The sequence below is a fragment of the Acetobacter fabarum genome (genome assembly GCF_040702925.2).
Lineage (GTDB): Bacteria > Pseudomonadota > Alphaproteobacteria > Acetobacterales > Acetobacteraceae > Acetobacter > Acetobacter fabarum_B.
In genome coordinates this window covers 44,186-65,657 of sequence record NZ_JBFCXX020000010.1, presented here as the reverse complement: position 1 = coordinate 65,657, position 21,472 = coordinate 44,186, and the positions used below count along the sequence as shown (strand labels likewise).

At 59.1% G+C, this 21,472-nt stretch carries 19 protein-coding genes and 1 tRNA gene; 12 read left to right on the top strand and 8 right to left on the bottom strand.

Features of this window, described 5'->3' with window-relative positions; genetic code table 11:
* Window positions 1-18 precede the first annotated feature (18 nt).
* The 5 genes from AB2L51_RS09110 (at window position 19) to AB2L51_RS09090 (ending at window position 5,167) form a co-directional block, all read left to right on the top strand.
* Window positions 19-792 carry a HesA/MoeB/ThiF family protein gene (locus AB2L51_RS09110; RefSeq protein ID WP_395581027.1) on the top strand — a complete coding sequence of 258 codons (774 nt, stop codon included), beginning with the start codon at window positions 19-21 and terminating at the stop codon, window positions 790-792.
* Window positions 785-1,180, top strand: a complete 396-nt coding sequence (locus tag AB2L51_RS09105; RefSeq protein WP_395581028.1) for a DsrE/DsrF/DrsH-like family protein — start codon at window positions 785-787, stop codon at window positions 1,178-1,180. The genes AB2L51_RS09110 and AB2L51_RS09105 overlap by 8 nt, the downstream gene beginning before the upstream one ends.
* A 134-nt stretch (window positions 1,181-1,314) precedes the next feature.
* On the top strand, window positions 1,315-2,310 hold the full coding sequence (locus AB2L51_RS09100; RefSeq protein ID WP_395581029.1) for an SH3 domain-containing protein: 996 nt from the start codon (window positions 1,315-1,317) through the stop codon (window positions 2,308-2,310).
* A gap of 35 nt (window positions 2,311-2,345) precedes the next feature.
* The gene (gene pyk, locus AB2L51_RS09095; protein ID WP_395581030.1) at window positions 2,346-3,806 is read left to right on the top strand and encodes a pyruvate kinase; all 1,461 of its coding nucleotides are present in this window, start codon (window positions 2,346-2,348) and stop codon (window positions 3,804-3,806) included.
* Window positions 3,807-3,934: 128 nt separating this feature from the next.
* A complete protein-coding gene (locus AB2L51_RS09090) occupies window positions 3,935-5,167 on the top strand; it encodes an SMP-30/gluconolactonase/LRE family protein (protein WP_395581031.1) in 1,233 nt (410 codons plus the stop codon).
* Window positions 5,168-5,581: 414 nt separating this feature from the next.
* On the opposite strand, the gene AB2L51_RS09085 is transcribed toward AB2L51_RS09090, so the two are convergent.
* Window positions 5,582-6,739: an MFS transporter gene (locus AB2L51_RS09085; protein WP_395581032.1), complete on the bottom strand. Its 1,158-nt coding sequence runs from the start codon at window positions 6,737-6,739 to the stop codon at window positions 5,582-5,584.
* Between the two features lie 181 nt (window positions 6,740-6,920).
* Window positions 6,921-7,133: a hypothetical protein gene (locus AB2L51_RS09080; protein ID WP_166109652.1), complete on the bottom strand. Its 213-nt coding sequence runs from the start codon at window positions 7,131-7,133 to the stop codon at window positions 6,921-6,923.
* On the opposite strand from AB2L51_RS09080, the gene typA reads away from it, so the two are divergent.
* Both typA and AB2L51_RS09070 read left to right on the top strand, forming a co-directional pair.
* The gene (gene typA / locus AB2L51_RS09075; protein ID WP_275176132.1) at window positions 7,035-8,855 is read left to right on the top strand and encodes a translational GTPase TypA; all 1,821 of its coding nucleotides are present in this window, start codon (window positions 7,035-7,037) and stop codon (window positions 8,853-8,855) included. The genes AB2L51_RS09080 and typA overlap by 99 nt on opposite strands.
* 367 nt (window positions 8,856-9,222) lie before the next feature.
* Window positions 9,223-9,486, top strand: a complete 264-nt coding sequence (locus tag AB2L51_RS09070) for a hypothetical protein (RefSeq protein WP_166111085.1) — start codon at window positions 9,223-9,225, stop codon at window positions 9,484-9,486.
* A 133-nt stretch (window positions 9,487-9,619) separates the two neighbouring features.
* Here AB2L51_RS09070 and AB2L51_RS09065 read toward each other — a convergent pair whose 3' ends face one another.
* The 6 genes from AB2L51_RS09065 to AB2L51_RS09040 form a co-directional block, all read right to left on the bottom strand.
* Window positions 9,620-10,876 (bottom strand): D-amino acid dehydrogenase, encoded by a 1,257-nt coding sequence (locus AB2L51_RS09065; protein WP_395581033.1) that lies wholly within the window; start codon window positions 10,874-10,876, stop codon window positions 9,620-9,622.
* Between the two features lie 141 nt (window positions 10,877-11,017).
* The gene (locus AB2L51_RS09060; protein ID WP_395581034.1) at window positions 11,018-12,037 is read right to left on the bottom strand and encodes an NAD(P)/FAD-dependent oxidoreductase; all 1,020 of its coding nucleotides are present in this window, start codon (window positions 12,035-12,037) and stop codon (window positions 11,018-11,020) included.
* Between the two features lie 174 nt (window positions 12,038-12,211).
* Window positions 12,212-13,432, bottom strand: a complete 1,221-nt coding sequence (locus AB2L51_RS09055; protein ID WP_395581035.1) for an NADP-dependent isocitrate dehydrogenase — start codon at window positions 13,430-13,432, stop codon at window positions 12,212-12,214.
* Between the two features lie 270 nt (window positions 13,433-13,702).
* On the bottom strand, window positions 13,703-14,134 hold the full coding sequence (locus AB2L51_RS09050; protein ID WP_395581036.1) for a hypothetical protein: 432 nt from the start codon (window positions 14,132-14,134) through the stop codon (window positions 13,703-13,705).
* A 242-nt stretch (window positions 14,135-14,376) separates the two neighbouring features.
* Window positions 14,377-14,452, bottom strand: a tRNA-His gene (locus AB2L51_RS09045).
* A 78-nt stretch (window positions 14,453-14,530) separates the two neighbouring features.
* Window positions 14,531-15,691 carry an aminotransferase gene (locus tag AB2L51_RS09040; RefSeq protein WP_395581037.1) on the bottom strand — a complete coding sequence of 387 codons (1,161 nt, stop codon included), beginning with the start codon at window positions 15,689-15,691 and terminating at the stop codon, window positions 14,531-14,533.
* 241 nt (window positions 15,692-15,932) lie between these two features.
* On the opposite strand from AB2L51_RS09040, the gene AB2L51_RS09035 reads away from it, so the two are divergent.
* The 5 genes from AB2L51_RS09035 (at window position 15,933) to AB2L51_RS09015 (ending at window position 21,410) form a co-directional block, all read left to right on the top strand.
* Entirely contained in the window at window positions 15,933-16,271 is a 339-nt protein-coding gene (locus tag AB2L51_RS09035) for a P-II family nitrogen regulator (RefSeq protein WP_025826259.1), read from the top strand.
* 103 nt (window positions 16,272-16,374) lie between these two features.
* Window positions 16,375-17,820 (top strand): type I glutamate--ammonia ligase, encoded by a 1,446-nt coding sequence (glnA, locus tag AB2L51_RS09030; RefSeq protein WP_166111067.1) that lies wholly within the window; start codon window positions 16,375-16,377, stop codon window positions 17,818-17,820.
* A 211-nt stretch (window positions 17,821-18,031) separates the two neighbouring features.
* Window positions 18,032-20,449 carry a glucose/quinate/shikimate family membrane-bound PQQ-dependent dehydrogenase gene (locus AB2L51_RS09025; RefSeq protein WP_395581038.1) on the top strand — a complete coding sequence of 806 codons (2,418 nt, stop codon included), beginning with the start codon at window positions 18,032-18,034 and terminating at the stop codon, window positions 20,447-20,449.
* A gap of 26 nt (window positions 20,450-20,475) precedes the next feature.
* Entirely contained in the window at window positions 20,476-20,760 is a 285-nt protein-coding gene (locus AB2L51_RS09020; protein ID WP_395581039.1) for a hypothetical protein, read from the top strand.
* On the top strand, window positions 20,757-21,410 hold the full coding sequence (locus AB2L51_RS09015; RefSeq protein WP_395581040.1) for a helix-turn-helix transcriptional regulator: 654 nt from the start codon (window positions 20,757-20,759) through the stop codon (window positions 21,408-21,410). Before AB2L51_RS09020 ends, AB2L51_RS09015 begins: the two co-directional genes overlap by 4 nt.
* The last annotated feature ends 62 nt before the right edge of the window (window positions 21,411-21,472 follow it).

The window sequence follows — 21,472 nt, the reverse complement described above, 5'->3', positions numbered from 1 at the left end:
AGCGGATACAGAAGACCCATGCAGCTTGACCTCAGCGAAAATGAAATCCAGCGCTATTCCCGCCACATTCTGTTGCCCGAGGTCGGCGGCACGGGGCAGGTCGCGTTAAAAAATGCTTCCGTGCTTGTGGTGGGGGCTGGTGGGCTAGGTGCGCCAGCAGCTTTGTATCTGGCTGCCGCAGGCGTGGGCCGAATCGGTCTGGTGGATGATGATGTGGTCGAACTGTCCAACCTTCAGCGGCAGGTGCTGCACACCACGCGCGGCGTGGGGCGCAAAAAGGTGGACACCGCGCGTGAGCAGCTGGCCGCCCTGAACCCCGAGATTGTGGTGGAGGCATGGGATATGCGGCTCAATGCCGGTAATGCCCACGATCTTGTCACCCGGTATGACCTTGTGTGCGATGGGTGCGACAACTTTGCCACCCGCTACGCGGTCAACGCTGCGTGCGTACAGGCTGGCAGGGTACTGGTCTCTGCCGCAGTGCAGCGGTTTGAAGGGCAGTTGGCTACATTCAGCCCCACGGCAGGGGGCGGGTGCTATAACTGCCTGTACCCTGCAACAGACGGGCAGGCATCCGGCCTGAGCTGTGGTGATGCCGGTGTGTTTGGCGCGGTGACAGGTGTTATGGGCACGTTGCAGGCAACGCAGGTGCTCAAGCAGATACTGGGCCTTGGCAACACGGGTGCGGGGGAACTGCTGATGTGGGATGCCCTGCGCATGAGGTTTACAACCATGACCCTGACAGCTGACCCGGCCTGTACGGTCTGTGGCGGAGGGCATGCTCATGGCTGAGGTGCATACTCCCCCCTGCGATCTGGCCTTGCTGGTCGTGGAGGCCCGATACGAGCGTATTCACGCGGCTTACATGCTGGCGGCCACGGCTGCGGCTATGGGGCAGAACGTTCTGCTGTTTGGCATGGGGGCTGGAGTATGCGCCTTTTGCAGGGAGTGGAACGGGCTGGATGGAGCCGAAGGCGGGCGCATGCGGGCGCATGCGGGCGTTGCCGGGCTGGATGACCTGCGTGAGGCGGTGGTGGATATGGGAGTGACCCTTATGGTGTGCGACTCCGGTGTAAAAACACTGGGGCTGAAGGCACAGGACCTGCTGGAAGGGGTTGAAACCGTAGGGCTGCCGAGTTTTTTTGACCGGGCTGGCCAAGCCAGACAACTCGTGTTTTAACGGATGAACGTGCATGCAAAGGCAGGTTTGAACAGGGTTGTGACGCAAGTCTGTCCTGCTGTGAAACGTAAAGTCACGTGCGAAGTGTGTGCGGCCTCTTGCCCCCGCGTCACTCTCTTGGCAGGGATGCAGCCATGATGTGCACTCGCTCCTTTTTCCGGTTTCGCCTGCTTGCCTGCGTGACGGGCTGCATGGTGGCTTTTTCTGGCATCACGGCGTCTGCCGGTGTTGCGGCCGATGGTGTGGCGCCTCCGCTCCACAAACACCATAAACACGCCCTGACGGCCCCACAGGCCACAGCCGCGCACAAGGCCGGGAGCAGAACCAGAGGCAAACATGAGACCGCTGCCGCGCGGCGCGGCAAAAAAGGCGCGCACTCCAAAAAGCATGAGGCCGCGAAGGCCAGACCAGCGCACCATGCTCCTGCGCATCACCATGCTGTGGCTGCTGCCACAGGGGCTGCGGCCGCAACGGCTGCGGCTGGTGCCGCTGCGGCGGCTCCCGCATCCGGTACGCCTGACATGGGAGCACCCGATGCTGGCGTACAGAACGACCCCGCAAAAGGGAGTGTAACCGGCCTGCCGCTGCCACGTTATGCCGCCCTGCGCTCGGATGAAGTGAACATGCGGGCTGGGCCGGGGCAGCGTTTTCCCATTCTGTGGGTCTATCATCGCCGGGGTATGCCGGTGCGGGTGGAACGGGAATTTGATGTCTGGCGTCTGGTGGAAGACCCCACCGGGCAAAAGGGCTGGATGCAGCAGGCCACACTGGCGGGTGGGCGCGATTTTCTGATCCCCGGTGAACCTCCCGGGGACGAAACGCCCGTGCCCGCACAGGCCGGTAAGGATGGCGAAAAGGCCTTGCCTTCGGGGCATATGGATGCTCGGGTCGTAGCCAGTGTTGGTACGGCGCAGGACGCGGCAAAACTGTCCGGTGTGGTGTTCATGCGCGCAGGTGCCAGTGAGGATGCCGCCATCGTGGCCGTGCTGCGGCCGGGTACGGTTGGCTCGGTCCGGGAGTGTGCGGCCGGCTCGGCCTGGTGCAAGGTTTCGGTCAAGCAGTATAACGGATGGGTGCCCCGCCGGGCCATCTGGGGGGTGGATGCTGAGGACGTGATCAGCCCCTCCTGAACTTTTCCGGCGGATTGTTAAGGAGAAACTGGTTCATGTCTCTTGTCACAACGCCGGATAGCAAAAAAACAGAGGTCGTGGCCTGTCGCACCAAAATTGTTGCAACACTTGGCCCTGCTTCCTCTGATTACGCAACCATCCGTGACCTTGCTCTGGCAGGGGCGGATGTGTTCCGCTTCAATTTCTCCCACGGCACACATGCCGATCATGCCAGCCGCCATGCTTTTGTCAGGCAGGTTGAGGCCGAACTGGGCCGCCCCATTGGTATTCTGGCCGACATGCAGGGGCCAAAGCTGCGGGTTGGGCGCTTTAGGGATGGCAAGGTCGAACTGGTGCCGGGTGCGCCTTTCCGGTTTGATCTGTCCGACACGCTGGGGGACGCCACGCGCGTGCAACTCCCCCACCCCGAAATTATCAAGGTGGCCACACCGGGCAGCCGTCTGCTGATGGATGATGGCAAACTGGCCGTGGTGGTGGAGGAGGCCGGACCGGACTGGCTGGCAACACGGGTGGAAATTGGTGGCCCGCTCTCCGACCATAAAGGGGTGAATGTGCCTGATGTGGCGCTGCCTATTCCGGCCCTGACGGAAAAGGACAAGGTGGATCTGGCCTACGCGCTGGAACTGGGAGTGGATTATGTGGCCCTCTCTTTTGTGCAGCGGCCGGAAGATCTGGTGCAGGCCCGCAGCCTTGTGGGCGAGCGGGCTGCATTGCTGGCCAAGCTGGAAAAACCTCAGGCAGTGGAAAACCTGTCCGCCATTCTGGCCCTGAGCGATGCGGTTATGGTGGCACGTGGGGATCTGGGGGTGGAACTGCCGCCAGAGAGTGTTCCCCTTATTCAGAAACGGATTATCCGCGAGGCCCGCAGGCTGGGTAAACCGGTGGTGGTGGCCACCCAGATGCTGGAAAGCATGATAACCGCACCAACCCCCACACGGGCGGAAGCGTCGGACGTGGCGGCCGCGGTGTTTGACGGGGCTGATGCGGTCATGCTTTCGGCGGAGTCGGCAGCCGGGCAATACCCGCGTGAGGCGGTGCGGATCATGAACCGTATTTTGTGGCGGGTGGAGCAGGATGCAGGCTGGCAGGCCCAGATGGCCGCAGCCCGTCTTGCTCCGGAGGATTATGTGGCTGACGCCATAGCCAGTGCCACCCAGCAGGTTGCAGCCACTCTGCGCTCTCCCGCCATTGTGGCCTATACGCATAGGGGGGCCACGGCCCTGCGCATTGCGCGTGAACGCCCGACCTGCCCGGTGCTGGGTGTTACGCCCACGGCGCAGGCCGCACGGCGGCTGGCTCTTGTGTGGGGTGTGCGGGCGTTTGTCAGCCCGCCGCACACGGTATCCACCACGGTAGAACGGATGGTGGAAGAGGCTCTGACTGTTGTGGCCCGCGCACAGATTGGCGCTCCGGGGGATTCGGTGGTGATTGCCGCAGGTGTGCCTTTTGGGGTGAGCGGCTCCACCAACCTGATCAGGGTTGCCAGAATTCCCTGAGCGTTATGCGTCGCACTGGAGCCTGCCGGAGGTGACAGCCCCCCCGTTGCAGGGTATGGCGGGAGGTCGAGCCGGGCGCAGGCCGTATGGGCGGCCTGCTGGCAGGGCAAGGCGCAGGGGACTCTCAGATGGTAACCTCATTACGGAACAGGTTGGTCAGGCGTCATGTGCTCAGGGGGTTGTCCGGCCTGTCTGCCGGTCTGCTACTGCCGCGCCTGAGTGGTCCCCGGCAGGCGCTGGCCACCAGTGCGGGTGCGGCGGTTACCGCCTTCCCACCTGATGTAACCACCCAGCCGCCCCGGCAATGGGGGCCGGAAGCGCCTCCGTCCTACGCGCCGGACCCCGATGTGATGGTGATAGACCGCTCTTTCCGCGATCTGATCAGTGGTCATGCGACCATCCATCGTGTGTGGAATGGCGGGGTGTGGCTGGAAGGTCCGGCATGGTCGGCCGAGGGGCGATACCTGCTGTTTAGCGATACCGTTACCAGTCAGCAGTACCGTTATCTGTGGGAGACTGGCGAGGTGACGCTTTTCCGTCCGGAATCCTACCATGCCAACGGCAATACGTTTGATTATCAGGGCCGCCAGATTTCCTGCGAGCATTTTTTGCGCCGTGTTGTGCGTTGGGAGCATGATGGGTCGGTGCATGTGGTGGCCGATCACTTTGAGAGCAAACCCCTGAGTTCCCCCAATGATGTGATTGCCCATCCTGATGGCAGCATCTGGTTTACGGACCCGGGGTATGGAGACAGTCTGGCAGAAGGCCACGCCGACGCCGCCGGAGGAGAGGCCAACCCCGATGGGCGTATTCGCTGGCGGGAGGGCGAGGAACTGATCGGTGCCGTGGGTGGCATGCACAGGCAGCCCGATCACACGTTCCGGGTTGATCCTTCGGGGCGGATTGATGTCGTGTTAACGCAGGACCAGTTGCCCAACCCCAACGGGTTATGTTTTTCGCCCGATTTTTCGCACCTGTACGTTATTTCTTCAGGGCGGCAGAATGGGGCAGGCGGACATGATGGGGATCTGGCCGTGCATGCGTTCGATCTGCACAGGCAGGAGCTTCCCCTTTCCAATCCGAGGCTGTTCACCAATATGCGTTTTGAAGGGGTCCAGATGATCCCTGACGGGCTGAAGGCCGATATTTATGGCAATCTCTGGTGTGGCGTAAGCGGGCCACTGGGCCTGTGCGGGGTGTTCATCTTCAACCCCGAAGGGCATTTGATCGGACGCATCCGCCTGCCTCATGGTGTGTCCAACCTGACCTTTGGTGGCCCCAAGCGGGACTGGCTGTTCATGTGCGCAGGGGGGGCTCTTTACAGCCTTCAGGTGAATACCCAGGGGGCTGGTCCAGCCTGATACAAAGCCAGTTATGGGGAAAGAGTAGATCTTCGGGAAAGTGGATGGCTGGAAGAAATTAAAATACGATACGTTGAGTATTGTAGTTACGCCCGAAAACGCCCCGATGATCTCAAGCCATTGGCGATAGGTTTTGATGACGGGCCATGTTTTGAGTTCATCTGTGCTCATGTTGATGTAGCTTGAAAGCAGCAGGCGCGGCGACCGACATCAGGCAAGATTGGGCAACTGGTGCGGCAGCGGTGTGAAAAGTGGTTTAGCAACGGCATTGGCCGCGGCGTCCACTGACAGTCCCGTCCTCACCAAGGATATCTGCTCTTTTGGAACACAGGATTATAAGGACCAGTTCTTCCCAGTCAGGTTAAGCTGTTGTCTGCATACACAAACAGTCCTGCGTCACCGGTTGGGAGCATGTTACACGCTCTTTTTCAAAATCAGGGGTAGCAGGGCGAACAGGCCGCATAATGTGGCGGCAAAAAGGGCAAGCCCGTGGGGGCTGGCCTGCATGGCCGCCGCACTTATGGCCGGGCCGGTAAAGCTGCCCAGCCCCCATGCCAGCGAACACAGGGCGTATACGGCAATCAGGTCTCCATCGCGGTAGCGGTTGCCTGCCGCGGCCATGGCAACGGAATACAGGCTGGCAAATGCTCCGTCCCACACAAACATGAGCGGGTAGGCCAAGGCAGGCTGGTGCATGACCAAAGGCCAGAGCAACGCGCCACCACAGGCCAGCAATGCCAGAATGATCTGTAAGGCCCGCCGGTTGGTTCTGTCTCCAATCCAGCCAATGGGCACCTGCATGACCGTTGCCCCCAGTAGCATGACGCTCAGCAGCAGGGTGGCCGCCCGCTCGCTCCAGCCAGACTGGATGGCATAGAGCGCCAGAAAGGACGTGGCCGCAGCATCCAGCATGGCAATCAGCAATGTGGCGGTAATGGCAATGGGGGCCAGCGACAGATAACGCCAGAGCCGGTGCCGCGTTGGGGCCGCAGGGGGTGGGGCTACCATCCATGGGGCCTGTGTTAGGGTTGCGGCCAGCAACAGGAGAGCGGCTGTGCCAAAAAAGGGCAGGTTCCCCTGTCTGCCAGTCAGGCTGAGCAGGGCCGGACCCAAGGCGATACCGACAAAAAGCAGCGTGTTGTAAAGCCCCATGACACGACCCCGCGCATGGTTGTCCGTGATCTGGTTCAGCCAGCTTTCGGACAGAACCAGAATGACCTCGCAAAAGGCTCCGAGCAGCACACGCAGAGGGAACCATGGCCAGATGGAGTGACCCAGCGGGAAGAGCAGAAGTGTTATCCCAGCACCCATAAGAGCCAGAAAAATGGCCCGCCGTGGCCCAAGATATGTGGCCAGGCGGGGCATGAAGGGCGCAATGCCCAGAGCACCCAGTGCCTGCATCATGCTGTTGGTGGCCACCATGCCCGTGCCATACCCCCGATCCGCCAGATCAAGCGTAAAAAGGGGAGCGCCCAGACCCATGACCAACCCAAAAACAAGGCCCATAAATGTCAGGGTGGCTGTGGGCCGGAACTGGATGCGCGGATTTAAAGGGGATACGTGCTCCGGCATGCGGTCCTTCGTGGTATTGGCGGTATCGGGGCATGACGTAAATCAGAGGCCCGGTGGAGTCGCACAGGGGGGGGAGCCCGTTGGGGCGCGGCATTGGACCTGTGCTGTGGCGCTCTGGTTCTGACGCACGCAGGGCTCAGGTCAACCCCCATGTGGGACAGACATAAGAATTTTACGTGCATTATGGTGCGGGGAGGGCTATCTGTGCGGCCACGCAAACACCACAGCGATCGCTGACCGCCCTTCCAAGCACGGAGGAGGCGGTAAGGCGCGCAGGAGCAATCAGGCCGACTTCATGGATATCCGCAATATCGCCATCATTGCACACGTCGATCATGGCAAGACCACTCTCGTTGACGAACTGCTGAAACAGTCTGGCTCTTTCCACGAGCATCAGCACGTTGCTGAACGCGCCATGGACAGCAATGATCTGGAACGTGAGCGTGGTATTACCATTCTGGCGAAATGCACGTCTGTTGTGTGGAAAAATACCCGCATCAACATTATCGACACTCCCGGACACGCCGACTTCGGCGGGGAAGTGGAACGTATTCTGAGCATGGTGGACGGCGCGGTTGTGCTGGTCGACTCTGCGGAAGGCGCTCTGCCCCAGACCAAGTTCGTTGTGGGCAAGGCTCTGGCCCGTGGGCTCAAGCCGATCGTGGTCGTGAACAAGATCGACCGTGGCGACGCCCGCCCCGACGAAGTGCATAACGAAGTGTTCGACCTGTTCGCAGCCCTTGGTGCGAATGACGAACAGCTCGACTTCCCCATGCTGTACGCTTCTGGCCGTCAGGGCTGGGCCGATCTGGAACTGGAAGGGGCCCGCAAGGACCTCAGCCCCATGTTTGATCTGATTATCAAGCATGTGCCTGCTCCCGTGCTGGACAAGGAAAAGCCGTTCGCCATGACGGCCACAATCCTTGAAAACGACAACTTTCTCGGGCGTGTGCTCACTGGTCGTGTCGAGCAGGGCCGCGCTCGCATGAACATGCCGGTCAAGGTGCTGCGTGCGGATGGCTCCGTGGTTGAAACAGGCCGCCTGACCAAGCTGCTCTCTTTCCGTGGCCTTGAACGCGTTGCGGTTGAGGAAGTGGAAGCAGGGGATATCGTGGCCGTGGCCGGTCTGTCCGAAGCTACCATTCCGGACACGATTGCCGCCCCCGAAGTGACCGAACCGCTGCACGCCATTCCGGTTGACCCGCCGACCCTGTCCATGACTTTCCGCCTGAACGATGGCCCTCTGGGTGGCCGTGAAGGCAAGAAGGTGACGTCCCGCCAGATTCGTGACCGTCTGTTCAAGGAAACCGAAAGCAATATTGCTATTCGCGTGACCGACAGCCCCGAAAGCGAAGCGTTTGAAGTGGCTGGCCGTGGTGAACTTCAGCTTGGTGTGCTGATCGAAACCATGCGTCGTGAAGGGTTTGAACTGACCATCGGCCGTCCGCGCGTGTTGTTCCGTACGAACGAAGAAACCGGTGAACGTGAAGAACCATACGAAGAAGTCACCATTGACGTGGACGAACCCTATTCCGGCGTGGTCGTGGAGAAGATGTCTCTGCGTAAAGGCCAGATGCAGGATATGCGTCCCTCCGGTGGGGACAAGGTGCGTCTGACCTTCATCATCCCCTCACGCGGGCTGATCGGCTACCACGGCGAATTCCTGACCGATACGCGTGGCACAGGCATCATGAACCGTCTGTTCTTCGGGTATCAGCCGTATGCTGGCACCATTGAAGGGCGTCGCAATGGGTCGCTGATCTCGGCTGAAGATGGCAACACCACAACGTATTCCCTGTTCTCCCTGCAAGAACGTGGCACACTGTTTGTGGACGCTGGCGAAAAAGTTTACGTCGGCATGATCATCGGTGAGCATTCGCGTGAAAACGATCTGGAAGTTAACCCGGTTCGTGAAAAGAAGCTGACCAACATGCGCGCATCCGGCAAGGATGATGCCCTGATGCTGACTCCGCCGCGTCGCATGTCCTTGGAACAGGCTATTGCTTACATTGAAGATGATGAACTGGTGGAAGTGACCCCTTCGGCCATTCGTCTGCGTAAGCGTTACCTTGACCCGAATGAGCGTAAAAAGCGGTCCAAAAGCCGCGAAGGCTGATTAAACAAGGGCCACGCGCAAGCGTGGCCCTTGTTTTTTGTGGGCATAGGCAAACTAAGGTTACTCTGTGGCAAGGATTATTTTTTTTGAGTGCATTACAGGCATGAAAACTAGGTACGTCTTTCTAAAATCAAGGAAAACTGCCCATTTCAGGTTATTTTTTTGTTGAAAATTCCTAAAATGTGGCAAAAATATGGCCTTAGTACGTTAAACTCATAATAAGTGAAAACGTTGCGCAAATTTTAAACGCAGACGGCCTGTCTATGCCGTGATATGCATGAACCCAGAAACCGGTTGAAGGTTTTTTGCACGGGATGGTGCAGTGAAACCAAAGGAATTCTGACCGGTTGTATTGGAGATTTAAGAAATGATTTCTCGTCGTCTGCTCGCCGCTCTTTCCACAGTCGCTCTGATGGGCGCTGCTGTTCCTTCTTTCGCTCAGGAAGCTGCTGCTCCTGCCGCTCCGGCTGCTGCCGCTCCTGCTGCTCCTGAAGCCGCGGCTCCTGCTGCTGCTGAAGAAGGCAAAAAAGCCGACAAGCATGCCAAGCATGCTGGTAAGCATGGCAGCAAGCACCACGCCAAAAAAGGCGCCAAAGGTGACGCTGCTCCGGCTGCTGAATCCGCTCAGTAAGTCTACCATATCCAGCGGTGGGGTGGCATAAGCCAGCCCACTGGTGATGTGGAAGCACAAGCGCCTTAAAATAAAAGGGCCGGAGAAGAAATTCTCCGGCCCTTTTATTGTGTCTGCTGGTTGTAGCCACCGCTTAACCGTAGCGGGTTAAGGCCAGATCCAGCGCGGGAATATCGGTTTTGCGGCCATCAATCATGTCTGCAATCAGGCGACCGGAGCCGCAGGCCATGGTCCAGCCTAATGTGCCGTGGCCAGTGTTGAGCCATAGATTACCAAAAGGCGTGGCCGGGCCAATAATGGGCGTGCCATCGGGCGTGCAGGGGCGCAGGCCGGTCCAGTATGTGGCGGCACTCAGGTCGCCCCCGCCATACAGTTCAGAAAAAGAGAGTTCCAGTGTTTCCCGCCGGTCGGGGCTGAGCTTGAGGTTATATCCGGTCAGTTCCGCCGTGCCGCCCACCCGTATCCGGTTGCCCAGACGCGTGATGGATACTTTGTAGAGCGCATCATTCACCGTAGAAACCGGGGCATGGCTCTCATCCGTCAGGGGGAGGGTCAGGGAATAACCTTTAACGGGGTATATCGGCAGGTGTAGCCCAAGTGGGCGTAGCAGGCGGGCACTGTAGCTGCCCAGCGCCATAACATAGGCATCTGCGCTCAGGTGGCCTGCACTGGTTCTGACGGAAATAACCGTGCCTGCTGTGGCGTCCAGCCCTTTGATGATGGTGTTGTAAAGAAAGCGCACCCCCTTGGCTTCGGCCATGCGGGCAAGCCTTTGGGTAAAGATATGTGCATCTCCCGACTGGTCATTAGGGAGGAATAGCCCCCCTTTGAGCAGATGGGCCGCATGGCGTAACCCCGGCTCGTGGTCAAGAATATCGTCTATACCGAGTAACTGATGGGGTATTCCGCTTTCGGCCAGCAGGCGCATGTCGCGCTGGCTTTTGCTGATCTGCTGGTCAGTCCGGAAAAGCTGGATCAGCCCTTGCTGCCGGTCATCAAAGGTCATGCCGGTTTCCTCGCGCAGGGCGTCAAGGCAGTCGCGGCTGTATTCGGCCACGCGGAGCATGCGGGCCTTGTTGAGTGCGTAAGACTGCGCGTTGCAGTTTTTAAGCAGTTGCCGCATCCAGCGCAGCATGGCCATGTCCAGCCGTTTGCGAATGACCAGCGGGCTATGGCGGGGGTGCAGCATCCATGTCATGGCCTGCCAGGGCAGGCCGGGTGCGGCCCAGGGGGAAGAATAACCGGGCGAAACCTGCCCCGCATTGGCAAAGGATGTTTCCAGAGCTGGGGCAGGCTGGCGGTCTATAACGGTAACGTCATGGCCCAGAGCGTTCAGGTACCAAGCAGAGGTCACGCCAACCACGCCTGCACCAAGGATAATGATTTTCACGGCTGCATCCTTATAAGAGGATGGGAGAGAACTCTCCCGCCAGTATGGAAACGGGGCCTGCGGGACACCCTGCCTTTACCCCCGTACCCGGCAAAGGCGGTGGCATTATGGCAGGCGGCCCGGCAGGTCAAACGGTGCAGATTACGCGGTGGGAACGCCCTTGCTGGTCGAATATTCAAAGTGCAGGGCCTGCTCGGGGTAAATAATGGGGTGAATGGCGTGGGCAGCCATGGCGGCCTCGCTAAAGCCTTGCAGGATCAGTTTGAGCTTGCCGGGGTAGGTCGCCACATCCCCAATGGCAAAAATGCCAGCAAGGCTTGTTTCGCAATTGGAGGGAGTAACGGGAATGGTGGAACGCTGGGTATCCATTCCCCAGCGGGCAACAGGGCCAAGGTCGGTTGCCAGACCAAAGAAGGGCAGCAGCACATCTGCTTCCAGTGTGCGGGTGGCGCCGTCCATGTCAATCACATCCACGCCGTTCAGCGCACCATTGATGCCTTGCAGGCCGTGGAGCTGGTAGGGCACCACTTTTTCGATCTGCCCGGTGGCTACGGCTTCATCAAGCTGGCGCAGGCTTTCCGGTGCACCACGGAAGCGGTCGCGCCGGTGCACCAGATAAAGCTTTGCAGCCGTGTCCTTGAGGGAAAGCGCCCAGTCCAGCGCGGAATCCCCGCCGCCAGCAATAACGATGCGCTTGTTCTGGAAGTCTGCCTTGCGGCGCACATAGTATTGCACCGCGCCACTTTCCTCATACGCGCCAAGGCCATCCAGCGGGGGGCGGTTGGGGCCAAAAGCGCCGGCACCGGCGGCAATAATCACGGCTTTAGCGTGCAGATGAGCACCCTTGTCCGTGGTGAGCGAGAAATCCCCGCGCTGGCCGCTCAGCCCCTCGACCCGGTGCCGGAGCAGGCGGGGAATATCAAACGGGGCAATCTGGCGTTCCAGATTGGCAATCAGTTCGGCCCCTTCCACGGCGGGGCAGGCGGGAATGTCGTAAATCGGTTTTTCGGGGTAAAGGGCCGCACATTGGCCGCCCACTTCGGGCAGAACATCAATGAGCACGCAGCGCAGGCGCAGCATGGCGCATTGGAAAGCGGCAAACAGCCCGGCCGGGCCTGCCCCTATAATGGCTACGTCTGTTTCTGCGGGGATGACTGACATGCGCAGGGTCCTGCTCTTAAGGTTATGCTAAGATTCAAAGCCCTGTTTTGCGTCAGCGCCGGTTTGGACGCAATGGCAAAAGGCATGGTTCCGAGCATATTTGGCAGGCTCTGCGGTGCGTGCTGGTGGGGGTATAAAAAGCAGGCCCGCATGTGCGGGCCTGCCAGTATGGGTTCAGGCTTTGGCCAGTTCTTTTTTCAGCCGTTCGTCCAGCACGTCCAGGAAGTCCTGAGTGTTGAGCCACTGGGCGTTTTTGCCAACAAGCTGGGCAAGGTCCTTGGTCATCTGCCCGGCTTCCACCGTATCAATGCACACTTTTTCCAGCGTGTTGGCGAAATGCACCACGTCCGGGGTGTTATCAAACCGGCCGCGATAGGCCAGCCCGCGAGTCCATGCAAAAATGGAGGCAATGGGGTTGGTGCTGGTGGGGTTGCCCTTCTGGTGTTCGCGGTAATGGCGGGTCACCGTGCCATGGGCGGCTTCGGCTTCCACCACGTCGCCAGAGGGGCTGAGCAGGACGGATGTCATCAGGCCCAGACTGCCAAAGCCCTGCGCCACAATGTCGCTTTCCACATCGCCATCGTAGTTCTTGCAGGCCCACACATAGCCACCGGGCCATTTGAGGGCGCAGGCCACCATGTCATCAATCAGGCGGTGTTCGTAGGTCAGGCCCAGTTTTTCAAATTCAGCCTTGAACTCGTTTTCATACACCTCGGCAAACACGTCCTTGAACATGCCGTCATAGGCTTTGAGGATGGTGTTCTTGGTGGACAGGTAAACCGGCAGACCGCGGTCGCGCCCATAGGAGAGGGAGGCCCGGGCAAACCCTTCAATGGATGCGCGGGTGTTGTGCATGCCCAGCGTTACACCGGGGCCTTTGAAGTCGTGCACATCCAGCGTAATGGGCTCTCCCCCGTCCTCTGGCACATAGTTCAGCGTGACCTTGCCGGGGCCGGGAATTTTTGTTTCCACAGCGCGGTAGATGTCCCCGTAGGCATGGCGGCCAATCACGATCGGCTTTGTCCAGTGGGGCACCAGACGGGGCACGTTGGAGCAGATGATGGGCTCGCGGAAAATGGTGCCATCCAGAATGTTCCGGATGGTGCCATTGGGGGAGCGATACATTTTTTTCAGGCCGAATTCCTTCACCCGGGCTTCGTCCGGTGTGATGGTGGCGCACTTGACTGCAACGCCGTAGCGCTTTGTGGCTTCGGCGGCGTCAATGGTGACCTGATCATTCGTGGCGTCGCGGTGTTCTATGCCCAGATCGTAGTATTTGAGGTCAATATCCAGATAAGGCAGGATCAGCCGCTCGCGGATGAAGTGCCAGATAATGCGGGTCATTTCATCCCCGTCCATTTCCACAACCGGGTTTTTGACCTTGATTTTAGCCATGATTACCAATCCATTTCCGACATGGTTTTCTTGTTCGTTCTCACAAATGCTGCGCAATCTGTATGACTGTCATACACTGTATGGATTGAGCACCTTGCCACAGCCGTAAACTGTCTCGCACTTCACATTCGGGACAGGAGAGGCGGATTTTAAGCGTATATCTGGCGGAAACAGGCCGTTTTTGCATCGGATTGGCCCTCTTCATCACAATCTGGTCAGGTCCGCAGGCGGTGGGGTGCGGGAGGCTTTGGCTCTGTGACCGGGCGTGGATTAATGGCCGGGTGCGACTGGAACCGGCTGCAAAATAGGGTCCATGGGAGTGGACATCTGCGCCTTCTGCTGCGCAATGGCCGAGTTTTCCTGTTCCTGAATAAGCCCGATCTCACTCCCGAACTGATCGGGAGTGTAAATGCCATCACGCAGGTGCCGGGCGGCCTCAACCCCTTTTGAGGCACCATCCATGTAAATGGGAGCGTAGGGGCCGTAAGCCTGCCCCCCGTATTTTTGGGTGGCTCTGGCCAGGCAGGTCATCAGCCTGCTCATGTTATCCTTGGCAACCTGTCCTGGGCGGGTCTGGTAGGTGTCCAGACAAGTCTGTTTGGCCCGGTACAATGCGGCCTCAGCCGGTGGCGTGTTGGGTGGGGCCACGGGGGCAGTGCAGGCCGGAAGCATGATCAGGGCGAGCAGGCTTAAGGGGGGCAACGTGCTTTGCATCCTGTGATTTTATGCCATTGCCACGGTGTTGGAAAATACACCAAACCGGGATTCTGGCCTGAATCAGCCTGATGCCTGCATTTTTTGTGGGGGGGGGCTGATGAAGCCTGCGTGTTTACGTAATTGCTGCATGTTTGCAGCCGTATTGCCCCACATGCCATGCGGTGCTGTCGCTATGGCAATCCAGAGACTGGTGGGTTTGGAAAACCTGATTTTAAAAGGGAATATGCTGGGGCGAACGACGGGACTTGAACCCGCGACCACCGGTACCACAAACCGGCGCTCTACCAGCTGAGCTACGTCCGCCGCACAGCAAGCGGACGTTTAGAGAAAAGAGTGTGGTCCGTCAATTGGATAATTGCGGAATGAGTGGAAAAAACCGTTTTACCGGTTTTTCCACATCTCCATGCGGTTCAGTGCCTCTATGAGCACTTCGGGGCGTTTGCAAAAGGCAAAGCGGATCAGGTTGCGGGGTGGGTTATCTGCATAAAATGCGGAAGCGGGAATGGTGGTAACCCGCGCCTGCTCCGTAAGCATGCGGCTAAAGGCCACGTCGTCCTGCCCGTTGGCCAGCGGGGTAATGTCGGCCATGATAAAGTAGCTCCCCTGATAAGGCAGCACACCAAAGCCCAGACGTTGCAGGCCGGACGCAAGGATTGTGCCCTGCGTGGCCATGTCCTGCGCAAGGGTGGTAAAATAGGCTGTGTCCTTGTTCAGCCCGAATGCTACGGCGCGTTGCAGGTTGGGCGGGGTGGCAAACACAAGGTTCTGGTGGGCCTTGGCAATAACGGCAGCCAGTGGGGCTGGTGCCGTGGCGTAGCCCACCTTCCAGCCGGTCAGGGAAAAACTTTTGCCTGCGCTTCCAATACGCACGCAGCGCTCACGCATGCCGGGCAGGGACATGAGCGAGATGTGCGGGGTGTTGAACACCAGATGTTCGTAAACCTCATCGCAGATGGCGAACGTATCGTGCTGCTGTACCAGCGTGGCAATAAAGGCCAGCTCGTCTGCCGTGAACACCTTGCCGGTCGGGTTCATGGGGGAGTTGAGGATAATCGCCTTGGTGCGGGCGGAAAAAGCATCGGCCAGCGCCTGCCGGGGCAATGCCCAGTCTGGTGCCTGCAGCCGCACAATGCGCGGCACGCCCCCCAGCTGGCGGATAACGGGCAGGTAGGTGTCGTATAAGGGTTCCATCAGTACCACCTCATCCCCCGGCTCGATCAGGGCCATAAGGGATGCCGCCAGTGCTTCCGTTGCGCCGGATGTAACCACGACTTCCGAATCGGCATCGACCGAAATACCCTGAAAGCGCAGATTGGCCTGTGCCACGGCCGCGCGCAGTTCGGGTAGTCCTGTCAGGGGTGCATACTGGTTCTGTCCGTCAAGCAGGGCATCGGCTGCAAGGCGAATCATGTCCTGCGGGCCTTCCTGGTCAGGAAAACCCTGCCCGAGGTTAATGGCGCCATGCTGGCGGGCCAGAGCGGACATGACCGTAAAAATTGTAACAGGAAGATCGGCAAACTGCCTGTTAAAAGCTTTTGTCATTACAAATTCCCTTGCCCGGCAGGCGGAAAAGAAGAAAGAAGGAGGCGGACCCGAAACTGTCGGGGTGAAATTTCTGTTTAATGCTTTACCGATACAAATCCGCATCTACCCGATTGCCCGACGGGTCAAGCCGTGCAAGTGTGTTTGGGTCTGATGCCTGAAGTTTGTAACGGGTCAGGCATGAGAACAAGAGAGTACAGGCCCCCATGCGGGTCCAGCAACGGTGTGTTGACGACGCGAGATGAAAAAGATCGAGGCCATTATAAAGCCCTTCAAGCTTGATGAAGTGAAGGAAGCCCTTCACGAGCTCGGGTTGCAGGGTATTACCGTGATCGAAGCCAAGGGTTTCGGGCGCCAGAAAGGCCATACGGAGCTTTATCGCGGCGCTGAATACATTGTTGACTTTCTTCCAAAGATGAAAATTGAGGTTGTCTGTCCCGCTTCCATGGTGGAGCGCGCTGTGGAGGCTATTTCCACGGCGGCGCGCACCGGACGGATCGGTGATGGCAAAATTTTCGTGATTCCGGTGGATGATGTAGTTCGAATCCGCACGGGTGAGCGAGGGGAAGACGCGATCTGATCCCTGCTGCATGCCAGCAGGTTCAGGCAAGGCGGGCTCCACAATTCCACGGCATGTTTCCGCAGGGTGCGGAACATAAACAGGCTTTTTAGGTGAAGAGAGCATGGTGAAGAAAACAGCTTCGGCGGGCGACAGCAAGGCTGCTGCAATTGCCAAGGTTTTTGACCTGATTCAGGAACATTCGGTCGAACTGGTTGACCTGCGGTTTACGGACACGCACGGCAAATGGCAGCACACGTGCCAGCACGTCAGCACCATTGAGGAAGACAGCTTTACCGACGGCTTTATGTTCGACGGGTCTTCCATTGCAGGCTGGAAAGCCATTAACGAAAGCGACATGGTCCTGCTGCCCGATCCCACATCGGCTGTTATGGACCCGTTTTCCGCCCGTCCGCAGCTTATCCTGTTCTGCGATATTATCGAACCGTCCACCGGGCAGCCCTATAACCGCGACCCGCGCTCCACCGCCAAGCTGGCCGAGCAGTACCTGAAGTCCTCCGGTCTGGGTGACACGGCCTTCTTTGGCCCCGAAGCCGAGTTCTTCATTTTCGATAACGTCCAGTTCGGCACGGGCCCCAACTACGGCACCTACCAGCTCGACAGCATCGAAGGGCCTGATGCGTCCCTCAAGGACTACCCCGAAGGCAACATGGGCCATCGCCCCGGTGTAAAGGGTGGTTACTTCCCCGTTGCTCCCGTTGACAGCGAAAGCGACCTGCGCGCTGAAATGCTGGCAACCATGGGCGAAATGGGCCTGGCCATTGAAAAGCACCACCATGAGGTTGCGCAGTCCCAGCACGAACTTGGCACCAAGTTTGAAACGCTGGTCCGCTCCGCCGACTTCATGCAGATTTACAAATACTGTGTGCACAACGTGGCGCACTCCTATGGTAAGACCGCCACGTTCATGCCGAAGCCGATCTTTGGCGATAACGGCTCGGGCATGCATGTTCACCAGTCCATCTGGAAAGACGGCAAGTCCACCTTTGCTGGTAACGGCTATGCGGACCTGTCCGATACGGCGCTGTACTACATCGGCGGGATCATCAAGCATGCCAAGGCGCTGAACGCCTTCACCAACCCGTCCACCAACTCCTACAAGCGTCTGATTCCGGGCTTTGAAGCGCCTGTGCTGCTGGCATATTCCGCCCGCAACCGCTCCGCTTCGTGCCGTATTCCGTACGCAACCAGCCCGAAGGCCAAGCGCGTTGAAGTGCGCTTCCCCGACCCGACGGCCAACCCTTATCTGGCATTCTCCGCAATGCTGATGGCGGGTCTGGACGGTATCAAGAACAAGATCCACCCTGGCGATGCCATGGACAAGGATCTGTACGACCTGCCGCCCGAAGAGCTGAAGCAGATCCCGACAGTTGCTGGCTCCCTGCGTGAAGCGCTGGAAGCTCTGGCCGCTGACCACGAGTTCCTGCTGGCTGGTGGCGTGTTCACCAAAGACCAGATTGAAAGCTACATCACCCTGAAATGGAATGATGTGTACCGCTTCGAACACACACCGCACCCGATTGAGTTCGAAATGTACTACTCCGTCTAATCTCTGGCCCCTCGGGGCTGAGGAATGGATGACGAAAAGGCGCGACCCTTGGATGGGGGTCGCGTTTTTTTTGTGACTTATCCTGAAATGAAAATTTATTCATTTTTCGATTATAATATGATAGATTTCTTCGCAAATAACATTGATCAACTCTGAATAACCGTTTCACTCCAGTAAAATGGTTTTCTGCAACGTAAGGAGAATGCCGGTCATGCAAGGCGGCCGTTCCCGTAGTCTGTCAAAAATCACGGCGCTGTTCTGCGTTGTGCTTGGTTTTGTTCTGGCGGGGGGAGGCGGCTGGCTGGCCGTGCTGGGTGGCTCCGCTTTTTACGCGGTATGCGGTCTGGCTCTTGTGGTAACCGGGGGGCTGCTCTGGATGCAGCGGCGCGAGGCATTGTGGCTTTATGCGGCCGTTGCCGCAGGCACACTTGTCTGGTCCGTGGCCGAAGCGGGGTTTGACTTCTGGGCACTGGCACCCAGAGGGGATATTATTCTACCGCTGGGAGTGTGGCTGCTGCTGCCTTTTGTTGCTGGGGCGTTGCAGCCGGCATCCCTCTGGAACCGTGTTCCCCTGCTGGCGGTTATTGTGGCCGGGTTGGGCGTCTATGGTTATGCACTTACGCAGGACCCGCAGGATGTGACGGGCGTGCTCCCGCGTGCACAGGCTGTCCATGCGGGTGTGCAGCTTCCGGGTGAGGTGGCCGCTGTACCGGCGCAGGACTGGCCCGCCTATGGGCGCACGCAGGCGGGGGACCGCTATTCCCCCCTCAATCAGATAACAACGGGCAATGTGGATAAGCTCAAGGTTGCCTGGACCTTTAGAACCCACGACCTGCGCGGGCCGGATGATCCGGTGGAAGTGACGGATGAGACAACGCCGATCAAGGTTGGCAACACGCTCTACCTGTGCTCCCCCCATCAGGTCGTGTTCGCGCTGGATGCGGCGACTGGCAGGCAGGTCTGGCGGTTTGACCCCAGGCTGGTGGTTAATCCGACGTTCCAGCATCTGACCTGCCGTGGCGTGTCCTATGCGCTAACGCCCCCCCATGCCGCAGACGGTGCAGAGGCGCAGGACGGTGCAGCAACGCCAGCCATCTGTGCTGCGCGTATTTTTCTGCCCGTCAATGACGGGCGGCTGCTGGCGCTGGATGCAGAAACGGGTCAGCTCTGCCCGGCCTTTGGCAATAAGGGCGTTGTGGACCTGACCGAAGGCATGCCTATGCGCGTCCTTGGGTTTTATGAGCCAACATCTCCCCCTGTGGTCACGGACAAGCTGGTTATTATCTCTGGCGCGGTTACGGATAATTACTCCACGCACGAGCCCTCGGGTGTGACGCGGGCGTATGACCTGTATAGCGGCAAGCTGGTCTGGGCGTTTGACCCGGGGAATGAGGACCCGAACCAGCTCCCCTCCGACAGCCACGAATACACGCCCAATTCACCCAATTCGTGGATTGTTTCGGCTTACGATGCCAGACTGGGACTGATCTATATTCCCACCGGTGTGGCGACGCCCGACATATGGGGTGGCAAACGGACAGATGTGCAGGAGCGGTACGCATCAGGCATTCTGGCGCTGGATGCCCGGACAGGGCACAAGGTCTGGTTTTACCAGACTGTTCACCACGATCTATGGGACATGGATATGCCAGCCCAGCCCAGCCTGATCGACTTCAGGCAGGAGGACGGCACGGTCATCCCCGCGTTGTATGCCCCGGCCAAAACAGGCAATATTTTTGTGCTCGACCGCCGTAACGGGCAACTGCTGGTGCCAGCCCCCGAGTTGCCTGTACCGCAGGGTGCCGCGCAGGGCGACCATGTCTGGGCAACCCAGCCGTTTTCTCAACTGACTTTCCGCCCCAAAAACAGGCTGACGGATGGGGATATGTGGGGTGCCACCATGCTGGACCAGATGGTATGCCGCATCATGTTCAAGAAGCTGCGTTACGAAGGACCGTTTACGCCGCCTTCCGTGCAGGGCACGCTGGTTTTCCCCGGTAATCTGGGTATGTTTGAATGGGGTGGTCTGGCCGTGGACCCCGTGCGGCAGGTGGCGTTTGCCAACCCCATAGCCATTCCGTTTGTCTCCCGTCTTGTGCCGCGCCCGACCGATAATCAGGTTGTGCCCGCAACCACGCATGACCCCGCCGCAAGTGGGGGAGAGAACGGGTTGCAGCCCCAGTACGGCACACCATTCGGGGTGGAACTGCATCCGTTCCTGTCTCCGCTTGGTATTCCGTGCAAGCAGCCCGGCTGGGGCTATGTGGCCGGGGTGGACCTGAAGAGCAACAGCATCATCTGGCAGCACCGGAATGGCACAACACGGGATAGTTCTCCCCTGCCATTTGGCTTTAAGGTGGGCATTCCCTCCCTTGGCGGGCCAATTATTACCGCAGGTGGGGTCGCGTTCCTGACCTCCACAGCCGATTATTACATCCGCGCCTATGATGTGACGACCGGCAAGGTCCTGTGGGCGGACCGTCTGCCCGCGGGTGGCCAGTCCACCCCCATGACGTATGAGGCCAATGGCCGCCAGTATGTTGTTACGGTTGATGGCGGACATGGCTCCTTTGGCACGAAGGAAGGGGATTACATTGTGGCCTATGCCCTGCCTGAAGCATCCCGCTGATAACGGGTAGGGTCACGGAGTAAGCCTTGCAGTTCCGTGCGGGATCGGTGATCCTGCATGGAATGTGGAATGACCCTTATCTGGAAACATGCTGCCGCTCCGCCCTGCACAGGCTCTACCTTGCCGGTGCAGGTGGCCGCCCCTGCGGCCTGATGGATGGCCCATGCCTTGAGCGGCTTGAGCGCATGGGGCTGGCTGAGCGCACGGCACAGTCACGCTTTGTGGCAACAGATGCCGGGCTTGCCCGCCATGCGCGGGACGTGCTCAGGCATCAGGGCAAGCCTGCACCCACTTCATCCTCCCGGTCATGATCGCGCAGTCGCAGGTCTTCTGGCATACGCTGGACATGCTTGCGCGCGAGCGGGGGTTTACGCCTTCCGCTCTTGCGCGGGCGGCGGGGCTGGATGCCACGGCGCTCAATCCTTCGCGCAGGGTGGGGGCGGGTGGTGCCATGCGCTGGCCGTCACTGCCCACGCTTTTGCGGGTGCTGGACGTTTTGCAGGTGCCGCTGGCGGTTTTTGCCCGCTCCGTTGCAGGGGAGGGGCTGAATCCGACCATGCCGGGCGAAGGCGGGGGACTGTTGCGTACCCTTGCGTATTCCATGCTCCAGCAGACTGGCGTGTTCGACCAGCACGGCCTGCCCTGTGGCCCGGTGTGGGAGCAGGAGGCCTCGCCCGGTCAATGGTGGGGTGAGCCTGATGCGTATGTTGTGCGGGTGGATACTGATGGTATGGAGCCAGTCGTGCGTGATGGCGGGGCAGTTGTTGTGGTGCCGTCACTTCCTCTGCGGGAGGGGGACAGGGTTCTGCGGCATGGCCCCGGTCGTGAGCCTGTTATGGGACTGATGCTGTATGGACCGGAAGGGCCAGCCGTTTGCTCTTTTCGCGGGGGCGAGGTGCATGCTCCTCCCGTGCGGGAGGATAAGGTGTGGGTGCACAGGATTGTCATGATGACGGTTTGAGAAAAACACTTTTTAAGGAGTATAGGGAGTGTTTTTTTAAAGACTGTGCCGAATAATGTTGC

Coding starts and splice junctions, on each gene's coding strand:
- AB2L51_RS09110 (WP_395581027.1), top strand. CDS start 19: ATGCAGCTTGACCTCAGCGAAAATGAAATCCAGCGCTATTCCCGCCAC.
- AB2L51_RS09105 (WP_395581028.1), top strand. CDS start 785: ATGGCTGAGGTGCATACTCCCCCCTGCGATCTGGCCTTGCTGGTCGTG.
- AB2L51_RS09100 (WP_395581029.1), top strand. CDS start 1,315: ATGATGTGCACTCGCTCCTTTTTCCGGTTTCGCCTGCTTGCCTGCGTG.
- pyk (WP_395581030.1), top strand. CDS start 2,346: ATGTCTCTTGTCACAACGCCGGATAGCAAAAAAACAGAGGTCGTGGCC.
- AB2L51_RS09090 (WP_395581031.1), top strand. CDS start 3,935: ATGGTAACCTCATTACGGAACAGGTTGGTCAGGCGTCATGTGCTCAGG.
- AB2L51_RS09085 (WP_395581032.1), bottom strand. CDS start 6,739: ATGCCGGAGCACGTATCCCCTTTAAATCCGCGCATCCAGTTCCGGCCC.
- typA (WP_275176132.1), top strand. CDS start 7,035: ATGGATATCCGCAATATCGCCATCATTGCACACGTCGATCATGGCAAG.
- AB2L51_RS09080 (WP_166109652.1), bottom strand. CDS start 7,133: ATGCTCGTGGAAAGAGCCAGACTGTTTCAGCAGTTCGTCAACGAGAGT.
- AB2L51_RS09070 (WP_166111085.1), top strand. CDS start 9,223: ATGATTTCTCGTCGTCTGCTCGCCGCTCTTTCCACAGTCGCTCTGATG.
- AB2L51_RS09060 (WP_395581034.1), bottom strand. CDS start 12,037: ATGTCAGTCATCCCCGCAGAAACAGACGTAGCCATTATAGGGGCAGGC.
- AB2L51_RS09055 (WP_395581035.1), bottom strand. CDS start 13,432: ATGGCTAAAATCAAGGTCAAAAACCCGGTTGTGGAAATGGACGGGGAT.
- AB2L51_RS09040 (WP_395581037.1), bottom strand. CDS start 15,691: ATGACAAAAGCTTTTAACAGGCAGTTTGCCGATCTTCCTGTTACAATT.
- AB2L51_RS09035 (WP_025826259.1), top strand. CDS start 15,933: ATGAAAAAGATCGAGGCCATTATAAAGCCCTTCAAGCTTGATGAAGTG.
- glnA (WP_166111067.1), top strand. CDS start 16,375: ATGGTGAAGAAAACAGCTTCGGCGGGCGACAGCAAGGCTGCTGCAATT.
- AB2L51_RS09025 (WP_395581038.1), top strand. CDS start 18,032: ATGCAAGGCGGCCGTTCCCGTAGTCTGTCAAAAATCACGGCGCTGTTC.
- AB2L51_RS09015 (WP_395581040.1), top strand. CDS start 20,757: ATGATCGCGCAGTCGCAGGTCTTCTGGCATACGCTGGACATGCTTGCG.